A 14,808-nucleotide genomic window follows, 5' to 3' on the forward strand; every position below is an offset into this window, starting at 1 on the left:
GGCGCTACCCCAGACCGGCGACCCGCGGCACGCCGAGCGAGGCGCCGCTGCCGGCGGGCCTGGGATCACGGTGGGCGAGCTTGCCACGGAGCATCGTCCGCCCGCGGTGGATCCGTGAGCGGACAGTGCCCAGCTTGACCCCGAGTGCCCGCGCCACCTCGTCGTAGGCCAGGCCCTCGAGATCGCACAGGACGACGGCGGCGCGGAAGTCCGGAGGCAGTTCTTCGAGTGCCGCCTGCACGTCGATGTCCAGATTGTTGAACTCGAAGCTGCGCTCGGGACCGGGATGCCCGCTGGCGAGCCGGCTCTCCGCCTCCTCGGTCAGACCGTCGAAGCGGATGCGGGTCTTGCGGCGGGCCTGGTCGAGGAACAGGTTCGTGGTGATCCGGTGCAGCCAGCCATCCAGCGTGCCGGGCCTGAACTTCGCGAGAGACCTGAACACGCGCACGAAGACCTCCTGCGTGAGGTCCTCGGCGTCGAACTTGTTGCCGGTGAGCCGATAGGCGAGGCGATACACCTTGGGCGAGTAGTTCGTGACGACCTCCTCCCAGGAGGGTGCCACCCAAGGATTGCCGTGCTCGTCGAGGACGGGCGCGTCCGTTCTGTCGACGCTCCCCAGATCCGGCTGTCTCGTCTCAACGCTAGACATCATGTGCCCCTTCTCGCCCGAACTCCCGGATGGATCCTGGCCGCTCCTGCTCGGGCGCGGCCGGTCCCAGCAGTGATTCGGCACTGCTCCGCTGGTGGATGTCCAGCACGAGAAGACTTTCGCACCAAGCTGGGAACTGGCTGGCAGCGTCGGTCGTGCCCGGTCCGTCATTCGCCGAGGGCAATGCTCACGAGGGGACAGGAGCTCCGATGCAGGGCATGCTCTCCTTCGAAGCCGTGCAGGGCACAGTAGTGTTGAGTCCGGGCTCCGGCCCGCCACCAATCACCGGCCGCGCGCAGGGCACCTCCCGCGCGGCGTAGAACGAAGGGAAGTCCATGGCCGCCGACAAACACAGCAGCTGGTCCTATACGGAAGGGCTCCCCGACGAGGACGACATCCTCCTCCGGGCGCGCGAGCGGTCCCATGAACTCGGAGTCTCCCCGGTCACGCCCGCTGTCGGCGCTGCCCTGACCGTCCTCGCTGCCGCGTCGAAGGCCTCCACCGCGGTCGAGGTCGGGGCGGGTGCGGGAGTATCCGGAGTCTGCCTATTGCGGGGGCTGGGGCGCCAGGCCGTCCTGACCACCATCGATGCCGATGTGGACCACCTCCGTGCCGCGAGGGAGGCCTACGCGGAAGCGGGCATCCCCACGAACCGCACCCGGACGATCTCCGGGCGGGCCTCGGACGTGCTGCCGCGACTGACGGACCGGGCCTACGACCTCGTGTTCCTCGACGCCGACAAGGCAGGACTTCCCGGGTACGTGGAGCAGGCCACGCGTCTGCTGAAGGAGGGTGGCATGCTCATCGTCAACGACGCACTCGATCAGGACCGGGTGCCCGAGCCCGCCGTGCGCGAGGCCTCCACAACCACCCTGCGCCAGGTCGGCAGACTGGTCCGCGAGAACGAGACCCTGGTCTCGGCGCTCCTGCCCACCGGCACGGGACTTCTCCTGGCCGTCAAGCAACGTCCCTGATCACCCGGGCCGGTGTCCCCGGCCCGGGCGGCGGCTCTAGGTCGTGACGGTCAGGAGGCAGTCCTTGAGCTTGCCCGCCTCTTCCGCGTTGAGCTCGACGACCAGCCGGCCACCGCCGTCGATCGGGACCCGCATGATGAGGCTGCGCCCCTCCTTGGTGACTTCCATCGGTCCATCGCCGGTACGCGGTTTCATGGCAGCCATAGGGGGATCCCTTTCAACAGGGCGCAACCGCCGGCAGCGGTCCACGCATCAGTAAACGGTGCCCCGAGCCGGTTCCCCGAGGGGGTCGGCGGTGCACATCATCGATTCCATTATTCAGTACAAGCCGTGCACCTGCTAATTCGGATGGGGCGTGGATCACATCCGCCGGGACTAGGGCGGAAAATCCCCATCCGGACCGGACGGGGTCCAGCCCCAGAACCAGTCCACCCAGAGGAGCTGGAGCACCACCGAGACAGGCACCAGGACCCACAGCTGGCGTGGTCCGCGGGGGACGGCGGCGAGAGCGAGCGGGAACAGCGGCAGGAGGATCCGCCAGGTGCTGGACTGCGGATCCCAGAAGGCCGCCAGATAGAGCAGGTAGCCCGCGCACCACGACCACAGGACCGGGCCGAGGGATCGCACCGCCGGTGCCAGGAAGAGCCCCGCCACCGCGAGCAGGAGTGCGAACACCAGGAGCCCTGCGGCTACCGGTCCGAGCAGCGCAGCGGGCGTGGCGAACCAGGGCACGAACGGCACGAGTGCTTCCTCGCGCCAGGCCGTCTCCGTCGCCACGTATGCGTCGCGCTCCCCGGTCGTGATCCAGGCCACCGCCGGCCAGGTGATCGCCGCGAGGGAGGACACCACGCCGAGGAGGAACAGGGGCAGCACCTGCCAGGTGGCACGGTGGCGCTCAGCCGACCCACCAGCGGTACGGGCCCGCCAGACCGCGTGGAGGACGAGGAGCCCGACGGCGAGCGCGAACGGCACCCCCACCGGGCGCGCCAGGCCCATGAGCACCACCACGGGCATCGCCGCATAGTAGTGGTGAGTGGACACGAGGTACAGCGCCGATGCCAGCAGGAGCAGCAGGAGGGACTCAGCGTAGGGGACCTGCAGGATCGCTGCCACGGGTGCGAAGGAGACGAGGGCGACACCTGCCAGGGCGGACCCGTGGCCGGCGCGGAGGCGGAAGAGCCTGTAGATCACCAGCGAGGCTCCGGCGGACGCCGCCAGTGCCACGCTTGGTGCCAGGACCCCCCAGCCCAGTCCCGTGACCGCGTCGAGCCCACGGACGAGTCCCGGGAAGAGCGGGTAGAAGGCCCACTGATTGGGCTCGACGGAGCCGAGCGCGCCACGCGGCAGCTCCGCAGGATAGCCCTCCCGGAAGATCCGCTCGTACCAGCCGCTGTCCCAGTAGTTGATGAAGACGCCGTAGCCGGGGGCGGGGCCGGACCATGGGCTGGGGCCCTGCCGGGCGGCAGAAAGCAGGAGGAGGCCGGTGGAGACGAGGCGTCCCACGACGAAGACCACCAGGACCTGGACCACCCAGGTTCCCTGCGATCCGACGACGGACCGCACGGCCACGGCGCGGCTCAGCGCGCGGCCCGGCGGACGACTCGGCGAACGACTCAACGGGCGGCTCAGCGGACGGGTCATCGCCGCAGCGGGTCGCCGGGTGGATCGTCGCTCTCGGCCGTCGCGGCCCCGCCGCGCACCCAGCAGTCCCGGAGGTGATCGTCGACATAGCCCGTGGCCTGCAGCATGGCGTAGGCCGTGATCGGCCCGACGAAGCGGAACCCCAGCGTCCGGAGCTCCCGGGCGAGTGCGATGCTTCCGGGCGTGCTCGCCGGTACGTCCGAGAGATCCATGGGCGCAGGACCGGCCGGGGGGCGGTGTGCCTGAAGGATCGCGCCGAGGCTCGTCCCCGCCGGCAGCGCCAGGAGCGCCCGGGCGTTGACGATGGTCGCCTCGATCTTGCGGCGGTTCCGGACGATACCCGTGTCCGCCATGAGCCGCTCGACGTCCTCGGTCCCGAACGCCGCGACGGTGTCCGGGTCGAAGGCGGCGAACGCCCGGCGGAAGGCCGGTCGCTTCCGCAGGATGGTGATCCAGCTCAGTCCCGACTGGAAGGCCTCGAGGCTCAGGCGCTCGTACAGTCCCTGTTCGCTGCGGACCGGCCTGCCCCACTCCTCGTCGTGGTAACGCTCGTACTCGGCACTGGAGACGGCCCAGCCGCACCGGGGCCGCCCGTCCGACCCGGGGACCGCAGGGCTCACCGGACGGCGTCCCGTTCCGCCAGCCGCGCGCGCAGGTGCAGGATCTCCTCGTCGCGTTCGGTGATCGTAGTAGCGAGCCTGTCCAGCACCTCGTCCACCTGGTCCATCCGGTAGCCGCGCAGACCGAGACCGAAGCGGACGGCGTCGACGTCCCTCGCCGAGACCTGTGTCGGCAGCAGCACCGGCGGCAGGGAGGCCACGGGGTGGACCAGGCCGAGGTCGCCGCCGCCCGATACGTCCCTGTCCTCGGACCGGGACACCGCCGAGCCGGGACGACGCCGGCCGGCCCAGGACGGCAGCGGACGACCCGACGCCAGCACGGCCGTTCCCCCCACCAGCAGGATCGCGAGGATCACCAGGAAGATAGTCACACCGCAATGGTGCCAGAGGAGGCGGAGCGCTGTGCTCAGGCGTCGCCCGGGCTTCCCGCCGACGTCGTCATGATCCGTACCGCTTCCTCCGCCGTGTCGACCAGCTGCACGAGCGAGAGGTCCTTCTCCGCGATCGTCCCCTCGGCCACCAGCGTTGCCCGGAGCCAGTCGAGCAGGGGCCCCCAGTAGTCCACCCCGACCAGCACGATCGGGAACGAGGTCACCTTCTGGGTCTGGACCAGGGTCATCGCCTCGAACAGTTCGTCGAGTGTGCCGTAGCCGCCGGGCAGCACCACGAAGCCGCTCGCGTACTTCACGAACATCGTCTTCCGTGCGAAGAAGTAGCGGAAGTTGACGCCCAGATCCACCCACTCGTTCATGCCGGCTTCGAAGGGCAGCTCGATTCCGAGCCCCACGGAGATGCCGCCCTCCTCGCACGCCCCCTTGTTGGCCGCCTCCATGGTGCCCGGACCACCTCCGGTGATCACGGCGAACCCGGCCTGCACGAGCAGCCGACCCACCTCCTCGCCCATCGCGTAGTAGCGCGACTCCCGAGCGGTCCGCGCGGACCCGAAGACGCTGATGGCCGGTCCCAGCTCCGCGAGCGCCCCGAATCCCTCCACGAACTCGCTCTGGATCCGCAGCACACGCCAGGGATCGGTGTGGGTGAAGGCGCCCGAGCCGTGGTCGTCGAGCAGGATACTGTCGGCCTGCGCACCCGTCGCCTGACCACGCCGCAAGACCACGGAGCCCTTGCGCCTGGTGGAGGGAGTGGACGCAGCGGGCCCGGAGGACGCGCTGCCGTCGTCGGGCGAGGGACGCTGGAAGGAAGACATCCCCACAGGCTAGCGAACCCCCGGCGCCCGCCCTCACGCAGCGCCGCAGGCTTGGTTGCTCTTGGATCACGATTGACCACTTCGGGCTGCTGCGTAGTGACACCCCCGGATTGTTCGCTAGATTTCTCCCATGACACCTGAGCCTCAGCCGACCGGACCGTCGACCCCGGCGGGTCCGCTGGTCCGGCTGAAGAACGTCAACAAGCATTTCGGTGAGCTGCATGTGCTCCGCGACATCAATCTGGAGGTCTCCCGCGGCGAGGTCGTGGTGGTCATCGGCCCGTCCGGGTCGGGCAAGTCGACGCTGTGCCGGGCCATCAACCGCCTGGAGACGATCGACGACGGCGAGATCACCATCGACGGGAAGGTCCTCCCCGCCGAGGGCCAGGGCCTGGCGAAACTGCGTGCGGACGTGGGGATGGTCTTCCAGTCCTTCAATCTGTTCGCCCACAAGTCCATCCTGGAGAACGTGACCCTCGGTCCCATGAAGGTCAAGGGCATGAAGGGCGCCGCCGCGAAGGAGCTGGCCATGTCGCTGCTCTCCCGGGTGGGCGTCGAGAACCAGGCGCAGAAACTGCCCGCACAGCTCTCCGGCGGCCAGCAGCAGCGCGTGGCCATCGCGCGTGCGCTGGCCATGCAGCCCAAGGTGATGCTGTTCGACGAGCCCACCTCGGCCCTCGACCCGGAGATGATCACCGAGGTCCTCGATGCGATGGTCCTGCTCGCCAAGGAGGGCATGACGATGATCGTGGTGACCCACGAGATGGGTTTCGCCCGCAAGGCCGCCGACCGCGTGATCTTCATGGCCGACGGCGAGATCATGGAACAGGCGACGCCGGAGGAGTTCTTCACCAATCCGCAGACCGATCGCGCCAAGGACTTCCTCGGCAAGATCCTCGCGCACTGACCCGTACACCCGACCACTCGAGGCCTTCGTGAGGGCCACAACGCAAGGAGAGCCAATGCGCAAGACCCGTTACGCAGCAGCCGCGATGGCTGCCGCGGCCGCACTGACCCTGTCCGCCTGTGGTGGAGGCGACGACGCCAGTTCCTCCGGAGAGAGTGGCGACGCCGGCGGCGAGGTGGTCCGCATCGGCATCAAGTTCGACCAGCCGGGCCTCGGCTACAACGAGGGCGGATCGTACTCCGGGTTCGACGTCGACGTCGCCAAGTACGTGGCCAACGAACTCGGCTACTCCGAGGACCAGATCGAGTTCGTGGAGTCCCCCTCCGCGAACCGCGAGAACATGCTGGCGAACGACCAGGTGGACATGATCTTCGCGACCTACTCCATCACCGATACCCGCAAGGAGACCGTCGCCTTCGCAGGTCCCTACTTCATCGCCGGGCAGGATCTGCTGGTCCCCACCGACAGCGACATCACCGGTCCGGAGGATCTCGAGGGCAAGAACCTGTGCTCGGTCACCGGCTCCACCTCGGCGCAGAAGATCAAGGACCAGTACCCGGGTGTGCAGCTCGTGGAGCAGCCGGGCTACGCCGAGTGCGTCACGGCGATGGGCGGCGGACAGATCGATGCCGTCACCACCGACGACATCATCCTGGCGGGTCTCGCCGCGCAGGAGGCCAACGCCGGCAAGTTCAAGGTGGTCGGCAACACGTTCTCCGAGGAGAAGTACGGTGTGGGACTGCCCCAGGACAGTGACCAGTGTGAGGACATCAACGCCGCCATCACCAAGATGATCGATGAGGGCGACTGGGAGGAAGCGCTCACCGCGAACACGGAAGGTGCCGACTACAGCTACAACGAGGATCTGAATCCCCCGGAGCCCGACGACTGCGCGTAGCCGTCCGTCCCCTGGTGGGGTCACCCGTGACGGGTGGCCCCACCACAGCCGTGTTCCTCAACAGATAAGGGGTGATCCGTGGAGAGCTACCTGTCCCTCTTCGAGACGTACGACGTACCCGCTGCGTTCTGGGTCAACATCCAGCTGTCCTTCTGGTCCGCGATCTGGGCGCTGGCCCTGGGCACAGTCCTTGCGCTCTTCCGCATCTCCCCCATCCTCAGTCTGCAGTGGTTCGGCGCGGCCTACGTCAACATCTTCCGCAACACACCCCTGACGATCATCCTCGCCTTCGGGTTCCTCGGTCTGTTCTCCGTGATGCAGATCAGTCTGGCGGACGACCTCAATCTGAGCCTGTTCCGGATCGCGATCGTCGGCCTGTCCCTGTATCACGCGGCCTTCGTCTGCGAGGCCATCCGCAGCGGCGTCAACACCGTTCCCCTCGGCCAGGCCGAGGCAGCCAGGGCCATCGGCCTGGGCTTCCTCCCGGCCGCCCGGCTGATCATCCTGCCGCAGGCCTTCCGTGGTGCCATCGCTCCCCTGGGGAACGTCCTGATCGCCCTGATCAAGAACTCCACGGTGGCGGCGGCCGGCTCCGTGGCCGCCGAGTCCTCGAGCCTCATGAAGACCATGATCGAATTCCGCTCGGATCTCGTGATACCCATCTTCCTCACCTTCGCCCTCGGATTCGTGATCCTGGTGATCCCCATCGGGCTCCTGACCACCTGGGCCTCCCGGAAACTGGCGGTGGCACGATGAGCGCCCAGCAGGTCCTGTTCGACGCCCCCGGGCCGCGTACCCGCCGAATCATCCTGATCTGCAACATCGTCGGCGTCCTGATCGTGCTCGCGATCCTCGCCTGGGTGGTGTCCGCCCTCGCGGGGAAGGGGCAGTTCGCGGCAAGCATGTGGACGCCGTTCCTCGAGGGGCGAACCTGGGAGTTCTTCATTCTCCCGGGCCTGCTCAGCACCCTCAAGGCCGCCGGCATCGCGATCCTCACCTCCGTCACGTTCGGCCTGGTGTTCGGGATCGGCCGGCTCTCCCACCTCGCCCCAATCCGCTGGATCGCCGGCGTCGTGGTCGAGTTCCTCCGGGCCGTCCCGGTCCTGCTGATGATGATCTTCTTCTGGCTCGCGCTCGGACGGTCCGGGGCGGTAGAGCCGCAGGACGCGCCGCTGATCGCCGTGATCCTCGCACTCACGCTCTACAACGGCTCGGTGATCGCGGAGCTCGTCCGCTCCGGCGTCTACGGGCTGCCGAAGGGCCAGCGCGAGGCAGGCATGGCGATCGGCCTGACCCGGAACCAGTCGCTGCGGAACATCGAGGTGCCACAGGCACTGATCGCGATGCTGCCGGCCCTCATCAGCCAGTTCGTGGTCATCCTGAAGGACTCGGCGCTCGGCTACATCATCACTTATCCGGAACTGCTGCAGTACACGAGGCGGCTGGGTGTCGGGGAGGGCAACGTGATCCCGTCGCTGCTCGTCGCGGCGACCATCTTCATCCTGATCAACTTCGCGCTGTCCAGTCTGGCCACCCGGCTGTCCTCCCTGCTGACGTTCAGGACCAGGGCCGGCAAACCCGCCGCGAAGGACGTGGTCGTGATGGATCCCGCCTCGACCTGAGCCTGCTCCTCACCGCCGGCTCGATCGAGGCGTGGTCAGGCCAGCCAGGTCAGCAGTGCGGCGAGGCAGGCACGGATCGCGTCGGCGTGGACGTGCTCGTCGTCGGTGTGCGCCAGCAGGGCATCCCCCGGGCCGAAGTTCACGGCGGGGATGCCGAGGGCACTGAAGCGTGCCACGTCGGTCCAGCCGTATTTCGGTTTCGGGTCGGCGCCGACGGCGGCCACGAAGGCGGCCGCGGCGGGATGCTGCAGCCCGGGACGGGCGCCGGCCGCGGCGTCGGTCCGCTCCACGTCGAAGCCCTCCAGCAGCGCCCGCACGTACGCCTCCGCGTCATCGGGAGTCTTGTCCGGGGCGAAGCGGTAGTTGACCTCGATGACAGTGCTGTCCGGGATGACGTTGCCGGCCGTTCCGCCGGTGATCCGCACGGCGTTCAGGCTCTCGCGGTAGTCGAGGCCGTCCACGTGCACGGTGGCGGGCTCGTGGTCGCGGAGACGCCCGAGAATCTCCGCGGCGCCGTGGATGGCGTTGACACCCATCCAGGCACGGGCGGAGTGGGAAGCCTTCCCTGCAACACGGACGTCGAAGCGGGCGGTACCGTTGCACCCGCCCTCCACCGTCCCGTCCGTCGGTTCGAGCAGGACGGCGAAGTCGGCGGCCAGCCAGTCCGGACGGGACGCAGCGACCCGGCCGAGACCGCTGAGGGATGCCTCGACCTCCTCGTGATCGTAGAAGATGAAAGTGATGTCCCGGCTCGGGGCGGTGAGCGTGGCGGCGAGCGCCAGCTGGACCGCGACGCCGCCCTTCATGTCCGTGGCCCCCCGGCCGTACAGGGTTTCGCCCTCCCAGGTCGAGGGCACCGTGCCGCGCGCGCCCGGCGTCGTCGGGAGGGGCACGGTGTCGAGGTGACCGGCCAGGATCACGCGCTCGCCACGCCCGAGCGTCGTCCGCGCCAGCACGCAGTCGCCATCCCGCACCACCTCGAGCTGATCGAGACCCCTCAGGGCCTCCTCCACGGCGTCGGCGACGGCCTTCTCGTTGCCCGAGACACTCCCGATGTCGATCAGGCGGGCTGTCAGCTGGGCCACGTCGGAGGTGGGATCGAGCTCCGGGGCGGGGGTCTGGATCATGGCGCAACACTATCGCTCGGTAGACTGCAGCCATGACTTCCCCCCTGCCCACGCCCTCCCCTGACGGCACCCGGCGCTCGGCCGGCGGAACCGGTCTCGCGACGGTGGCGGCCGACGGTTCGGTGCTCGACACCTGGTTCCCCGCCCCCTGGCTCCTGGAAGGCCCCCGTGAGACGGACGGCACCGACTCCGAACCCGACTCCGCGGAACCCGACCAGGCGGAGCTCCGCGCCACCCTGGAGGGTCTGGCCCGGGAGGGCGCCGACGACGCGCGGAAGGTGACGCAGCGCGTCGTCGAACTGACCGTCGATCCCGACACCGCCCCCACGAGCACCGAGGACGCCTACCTGCGGCTCCAGCTGCTCTCCCACCGGCTCGTGCGGCCGAACACGATCAATCTGGACGGCATCTTCGGCCTGCTCGCGAACGTCGTCTGGACCAACCACGGACCCACCGCCGTCCAGGGCTTCGAGATCGTCCGCGCCGCGCTGCGCGCCCGCGGGCCCGTGTCCGTCCACGGCGTCGACAAATTTCCCCGCATGACCGACTACGTGGTCCCGGCGGGCGTTCGGATCGCGGATGCCGATCGGGTACGCCTGGGGGCACACCTCGCCGAGGGCACCACCGTGATGCACGAGGGCTTCGTGAACTTCAACGCGGGGACGCTCGGCCACTCCATGGTGGAGGGCCGCATCTCGGCAGGGGTCGTCGTGGGCGACGGATCGGACATCGGCGGCGGAGCCTCGATCATGGGCACCCTCTCCGGTGGCGGGACGGCACGCATCACCCTCGGCGAGCGCTGCCTGCTCGGCGCCGAGTCCGGGGTGGGCATCTCCCTGGGCGACGACTGCGTGGTCGAGGCGGGCCTGTACCTGACGTCGGGCACCAAGGTCATGCTGCAGGACGGCTCGTTCGTCAAGGCCCGCGAGCTCTCGGGCGAGGACGGCATCCTGTTCCTGCGCAACTCGGCAACCGGTGTGGTGGAGGCCCGCCCCCGTACCGGCCACGGCATCGCCCTCAATCCGGCCCTGCACGCGAACTGACCCATGACGCCGAGCGCTGGCTCCCGTGCCCGCCGGCGCCGACGATGGACCGGCGCCGTCCTCGCCGGGCTCCTCGTGGTGGTCGGAGGAGCTGTGGTCATCACCCAGGCGGGCGGCGGCGACATGCTCGTCCGCGAGCGCTGCACGGCAACCGTGGGCACGGAGACCTTCGACCTCTCGCCGACGCAGACGGAGAACGCCGCTTTGATCGCCGGCGTCGCCGTCGGTCGCGGACTGCCCGCCAGGGCTGCCTCGATCGCGATCGCCACGGCGTTCCAGGAATCGCGGCTGGAGAACATCGACTACGGGGACGACGCCGGACCGGACTCCCGCGGCCTCTTCCAGCAGCGACCGTCACAGGGCTGGGGCACCGAGGAGCAGATCATGATGCCCCTGTACGCGGTGGGTGCCTTCTACGACGCCCTGGTGCAGGTTCCCGGGTACGAGTCGATGCCCATCACCGAGGCCGCGCAGCGGGTGCAGCGCTCCGCCTACCCGGAGGCCTACGCGGACCACGAGCCGGAAGGGCGCGCGTTCGCGTCCGCGCTGACCGGGAACTCCCCGGCCGCCCTCGACTGCTCGCTCCGCACGCCGGGCGGTACCGGTGACGCCCTGTCGGTCTCCAGCTCGGCGAACGAGGTCTTCGGTCCCCTCGGGGGGATCGCCGACGGCCGGCAGCTGGTCCTGGAAGCGGAGGAGACCGTGGGCTGGGCCGTTGCCCAGTGGGCCGTGGCGAACGCCTCCGCCCTGCACATCACCTCGGTCCGCTATGCGGGTCTGGAGTGGACGCGCACCGGACAGGGATGGACCTCGACGACGACGCAGCCCGCCACCCTGACCATCGACGTGGCGCAGTGAGTCCACGCCACGGAGCGGCCCCGCGTCGGACCGCCGCTCGTCAGGCTGCACGCCGGGGTTGCCGTCAGGCGAGCATCCTGATGACCGGCTCCACATAGCTGCGGAAGGATCTCTCGTCGTCGAAAAGCTCCTGCCCCAGCAGGAGCTTGTCGGGCTCCACCCACCAGGCCCGACGGACGCCGAGCGGGAGCTCCACCAGCTCCAGCGTGAATCGGCGCGCCGCACGCCCGAGTTCCAGCTCGCGTTCCTGCAGCATCGCGGCGAGTACGCCCTCCATGCTCCCGGCACCGCGCGAGCCCGCGTGCAGCGCGTAGTCGGCGCAACGTTCCTGCGCCCACTCCATGGCCGCCCCGACGTGGGCGCGCAGCAGGGCCTTGAGCGCCTCCATGCCGTCGAGGGCGTCGAAACGGGGAGGGACAGGGAGCACGGCGTCGACGATCCGGTTCCGGAGCAGGCCGTGCCACCAGGCCTCCCACTCCACCCTCAGAGCAGCGTCCCCGCCCAGCGGCTCCGCGAGGCGGTGGTGATCCATGACGCGCACCGCCGGGACGGCCGGCGGGAGGGTCGGGCGCCCCGACGTCGTGAGTCCCGCACAGTCGCGCAGATACAGGGCAACCAGGAGCACTTCGGACGTATCGACCGTGAAATAGGCGCTGTAGCCGGCGTCGGAGTACGACATGGGCCTCCTTCGGACCAGTCAGGCTGCTCCAAGGGTAGACCCACGGCGCCCCACGTTCCAGAGCGGGGCCCGGCCACACCGCAGCCGGGGATTTCGGCCACCCGTCTGCGGGCAGGCGACGGTCCCGGCACCCGACCTAGGATGGAGGGATGAAGATCCTCGTCACCGGTGGCAGCGGCTACATCGGTTCCCACACGGTCCTGACCCTGCTCGAGAACGGCCACGACGTCGTCGTGGTGGACAACCTGCTGAACTCCACGGAGACCTCCCTCGAGCGGGTGGCGTCACTGGCCGGCCGTGCCCCCGCCTTCCATCGGGCGGATCTGCTCGACGAGGCCCGTCTGCGGGAGATCTTCGCCGAGGAACAGGTGGACGCCGTGATCCACTTCGCGGGGCTCAAAGCGGTCGGCGAGTCGGTCGAGAAACCGCTGTACTACTACCACAACAATGTGGGCGGCACGCTGAACCTGCTGCGGGTCATGGACGACGTCGGGGTGCGCACCCTCGTGTTCAGCTCCTCCGCCACCGTGTACGGCACCTCCGTCGAGGTGCCCCTCACGGAGAAGCTCCCCCTGGACGCCGTGAACCCGTACGGACGCACCAAGGAGCAGATCGAGGACATCCTCTCGGACCTCGGTGCGTCGGATCCGCGCTGGACCATCGCCCTCCTGCGCTACTTCAACCCGGTGGGCGCGCACGCATCGGGCACCATCGGCGAGGATCCCACCGGCATCCCGAACAATCTGCTGCCCTTCGTGGCCCAGGTGGCCGTGGGCCGGCGGGAGACGGTGCGCATCTTCGGCAACGACTACCCCACACCGGACGGCACCGGCGTGCGCGACTACATCCATGTGGTCGATCTCGCCGAGGGACATCTGGCAGCGCTGGACTACCTCGTGGCCCACGACGGTGTCCACACCTGGAACCTGGGGACCGGCACGGGCTCCTCCGTGCTGGAGGTCCTCGGCGCGTTCTCGGACGCCGTGGGCAAGGACATCCCCTACGAGTTCGCGCCCCGCCGCCCCGGTGACGCCGCCGTCAGCTACGCGGACCCGTCGTCGGCCCTCGCGGATCTCGGCTGGTCCGCGGGCCGCACCCTGGCGCAGATGTGCGAGGACCACTGGCGGTGGCAGAAGAACAATCCGCTGGGCTACGCGCCGTCCGGGAACGGCTGACCGACCCGGACCCGACGACCGCGCACACGACGACGGCGGCCGCCCTCCCCCGTGAGGGTGGGTGGCCGCCGTCGGACAGTTCAGGACGCCGTGCTCAGCGTGCGGGGTAGTGTCGCTCCCCCTCGCCCGTGTACAGCTGGCGCGGGCGGCCGATCTTGGTCTGCGGATCCTGCATCATCTCGCGCCACTGGGCGATCCAGCCCGGCAGTCGACCGATGGCGAAGAGCACCGTGAACATCTTCTCCGGGAAGCCCATGGCCTTGTAGATCAGGCCGGTGTAGAAGTCGACGTTCGGGTACAGCTTGCGCTCGATGAAGTAGTCGTCGGCGAGGGCCTTCTCCTCGAGCCGCATGGCGATGTCGAGCAGTTCGTCATTGCCACCGAGCTTGCTGAGGATGTCGTGCGCCGTGGCCTTGACGATCTTCGCCCGGGGGTCGTAGTTCTTGTAGACGCGGTGTCCGAAGCCCATGAGCCTGACGCCGTCTTCCTTGTTCTTGACCTTCTCCATGAAGTCCTCGGGCTTGACGCCCTGGGACTTGATGTCGCGCAGCATGTTCAACACGGCCTCGTTGGCGCCGCCGTGGAGCGGACCGAAGAGGGCGTTGATCCCGGCGGAGACCGAGGCGAACATGTTGGCGTTCGAGCTTCCCACGAGGCGCACGGTCGACGTCGAGCAGTTCTGCTCGTGGTCCGCGTGCAGGATCAGCAGCAGATCCAGGGCCTTGACCATCATGGGATCCACGTCGTACGGCTCGGCAGGCAGGCCGAAAGAGAGCCGCAGGAAGTTCTCCACCAGGTTCATGGAGTTGTCCGGGTACAGCATGGGCTGCCCGATGGACTTCTTGTGCGCGTAGGCCGCGATGACCGGGAGCTTCGCCATGAGGCGGAAGGTCGACAGCTCCACCTGCTCGTCGTCGAAGGGGTCCAGCGAGTCCTGGTAGAACGTGGACAGCGCCGACACGGCCGAGGACAGCACGGGCATGGGATGGGCGTCGCGCGGGAACCCGCCGAAGAACCCCTTGAGCTCCTCGTGCAGCAGCGTGTGGCGGCGGATCCGGCCGTCGAAGGCGCTCAGTTCCTCGGGCGTGGGCAGGTTGCCGTAGATGAGCAGATAGGACACCTCGAGGAAGCTCGAGCCCTTCGCGAGCTCCTCGATGGGGTAGCCGCGGTAGCGCAGGATCCCGGCGTCACCGTCGATGTAGGTGATGGCCGAGGTGGTGGCGGCGGTGTTCATGAAGCCGGGATCGTAGGTGACCTGGCCCGTCTGCTTCAGGAGCTTCGACACGTCGTAGCCGTTGTTGCCCTCCACCGCCGGGACCAGCGGCAACTCGAGCCGGCCACCGTCGTAGTGGAGGGACGCAGCATTCTGCTCTGTCATTGATTCTCCTTCAGAGGCCGGCACGAGGTC

The 14,808-nt window shown here is 68.8% G+C and carries 17 protein-coding genes; 8 read left to right on the top strand and 9 right to left on the bottom strand.

The genetic code is table 11. The features are described 5' to 3' along the window. Positions 1 to 4: 4 nt before the first annotated feature. On the bottom strand, positions 5 to 649 hold the full coding sequence (sigE, locus tag FQ377_RS12775) for an RNA polymerase sigma factor SigE (protein ID WP_148601648.1): 645 nt from the start codon (positions 647 to 649) through the stop codon (positions 5 to 7). Between the two features lie 335 nt (positions 650 to 984). Here sigE and FQ377_RS12780 point away from each other — a divergent pair, with 335 nt between their 5' ends. Beyond that, positions 985 to 1,623 (top strand): O-methyltransferase, encoded by a 639-nt coding sequence (locus FQ377_RS12780; protein ID WP_148601649.1) that lies wholly within the window; start codon positions 985 to 987, stop codon positions 1,621 to 1,623. 36 nt (positions 1,624 to 1,659) lie between these two features. Here the strand turns inward: FQ377_RS12780 and FQ377_RS12785 are convergent, their stop codons facing one another. The 5 genes from FQ377_RS12785 to FQ377_RS12805 all read right to left on the bottom strand — a co-directional run bounded on the left by FQ377_RS12785 (position 1,660) and on the right by FQ377_RS12805 (position 5,097). Continuing rightward, positions 1,660 to 1,827: a DUF3117 domain-containing protein gene (locus FQ377_RS12785; RefSeq protein WP_087076540.1), complete on the bottom strand. Its 168-nt coding sequence runs from the start codon at positions 1,825 to 1,827 to the stop codon at positions 1,660 to 1,662. 171 nt (positions 1,828 to 1,998) lie between these two features. Next, positions 1,999 to 3,264 carry a hypothetical protein gene (locus FQ377_RS12790; RefSeq protein WP_262364456.1) on the bottom strand — a complete coding sequence of 422 codons (1,266 nt, stop codon included), beginning with the start codon at positions 3,262 to 3,264 and terminating at the stop codon, positions 1,999 to 2,001. Continuing rightward, positions 3,261 to 3,884 (bottom strand): DNA-3-methyladenine glycosylase I, encoded by a 624-nt coding sequence (locus tag FQ377_RS12795; protein WP_148601650.1) that lies wholly within the window; start codon positions 3,882 to 3,884, stop codon positions 3,261 to 3,263. Before FQ377_RS12795 ends, FQ377_RS12790 begins: the two co-directional genes overlap by 4 nt. Further along, positions 3,881 to 4,255 (bottom strand): DivIVA domain-containing protein, encoded by a 375-nt coding sequence (locus tag FQ377_RS12800; protein ID WP_148601651.1) that lies wholly within the window; start codon positions 4,253 to 4,255, stop codon positions 3,881 to 3,883. The genes FQ377_RS12795 and FQ377_RS12800 overlap by 4 nt, the downstream gene beginning before the upstream one ends. Before the next feature lie 35 nt (positions 4,256 to 4,290). Next, positions 4,291 to 5,097 carry an LOG family protein gene (locus FQ377_RS12805; protein ID WP_395858492.1) on the bottom strand — a complete coding sequence of 269 codons (807 nt, stop codon included), beginning with the start codon at positions 5,095 to 5,097 and terminating at the stop codon, positions 4,291 to 4,293. A 124-nt stretch (positions 5,098 to 5,221) separates the two neighbouring features. On the opposite strand from FQ377_RS12805, the gene FQ377_RS12810 reads away from it, so the two are divergent. From FQ377_RS12810 to FQ377_RS12825, 4 genes are all read left to right on the top strand, one after another. Next, positions 5,222 to 5,998: an amino acid ABC transporter ATP-binding protein gene (locus tag FQ377_RS12810; protein WP_148601653.1), complete on the top strand. Its 777-nt coding sequence runs from the start codon at positions 5,222 to 5,224 to the stop codon at positions 5,996 to 5,998. Between the two features lie 55 nt (positions 5,999 to 6,053). Further along, on the top strand, positions 6,054 to 6,896 hold the full coding sequence (locus tag FQ377_RS12815; RefSeq protein ID WP_148601654.1) for a glutamate ABC transporter substrate-binding protein: 843 nt from the start codon (positions 6,054 to 6,056) through the stop codon (positions 6,894 to 6,896). A gap of 78 nt (positions 6,897 to 6,974) precedes the next feature. Further along, on the top strand, positions 6,975 to 7,652 hold the full coding sequence (locus tag FQ377_RS12820; RefSeq protein WP_148601655.1) for an amino acid ABC transporter permease: 678 nt from the start codon (positions 6,975 to 6,977) through the stop codon (positions 7,650 to 7,652). After that, a complete protein-coding gene (locus FQ377_RS12825; protein WP_148601656.1) occupies positions 7,649 to 8,518 on the top strand; it encodes an amino acid ABC transporter permease in 870 nt (289 codons plus the stop codon). The genes FQ377_RS12820 and FQ377_RS12825 overlap by 4 nt, the downstream gene beginning before the upstream one ends. 35 nt (positions 8,519 to 8,553) lie before the next feature. Here FQ377_RS12825 and dapE read toward each other — a convergent pair whose 3' ends face one another. Beyond that, positions 8,554 to 9,645, bottom strand: coding sequence for a succinyl-diaminopimelate desuccinylase (dapE, locus tag FQ377_RS12830; RefSeq protein ID WP_148601657.1), 1,092 nt, complete (start codon positions 9,643 to 9,645; stop codon positions 8,554 to 8,556). 32 nt (positions 9,646 to 9,677) lie between these two features. Between dapE and dapD the strand changes: the two genes are divergently transcribed. Both dapD and FQ377_RS12840 read left to right on the top strand, forming a co-directional pair. Beyond that, a complete protein-coding gene (gene dapD, locus FQ377_RS12835; protein ID WP_148601658.1) occupies positions 9,678 to 10,688 on the top strand; it encodes a 2,3,4,5-tetrahydropyridine-2,6-dicarboxylate N-succinyltransferase in 1,011 nt (336 codons plus the stop codon). A 3-nt stretch (positions 10,689 to 10,691) separates the two neighbouring features. Then, positions 10,692 to 11,546: a hypothetical protein gene (locus FQ377_RS12840; protein ID WP_148601659.1), complete on the top strand. Its 855-nt coding sequence runs from the start codon at positions 10,692 to 10,694 to the stop codon at positions 11,544 to 11,546. Positions 11,547 to 11,610: 64 nt separating this feature from the next. Here FQ377_RS12840 and FQ377_RS12845 read toward each other — a convergent pair whose 3' ends face one another. Beyond that, a complete protein-coding gene (locus FQ377_RS12845; protein WP_148601660.1) occupies positions 11,611 to 12,225 on the bottom strand; it encodes a hypothetical protein in 615 nt (204 codons plus the stop codon). Between the two features lie 149 nt (positions 12,226 to 12,374). Here FQ377_RS12845 and galE point away from each other — a divergent pair, with 149 nt between their 5' ends. Beyond that, positions 12,375 to 13,400 (top strand): UDP-glucose 4-epimerase GalE, encoded by a 1,026-nt coding sequence (gene galE / locus FQ377_RS12850; protein ID WP_148601661.1) that lies wholly within the window; start codon positions 12,375 to 12,377, stop codon positions 13,398 to 13,400. Positions 13,401 to 13,494: 94 nt separating this feature from the next. On the opposite strand, the gene FQ377_RS12855 is transcribed toward galE, so the two are convergent. After that, positions 13,495 to 14,778, bottom strand: coding sequence for a citrate synthase (locus FQ377_RS12855; protein WP_148601662.1), 1,284 nt, complete (start codon positions 14,776 to 14,778; stop codon positions 13,495 to 13,497). Between the last annotated feature and the right edge of the window lie 30 nt (positions 14,779 to 14,808).

The organism is Arthrobacter echini (assembly GCF_008107445.1).
In the GTDB taxonomy this organism is placed as follows: Bacteria; Actinomycetota; Actinomycetes; order Actinomycetales; family Micrococcaceae; genus Arthrobacter_D; species Arthrobacter_D echini_A.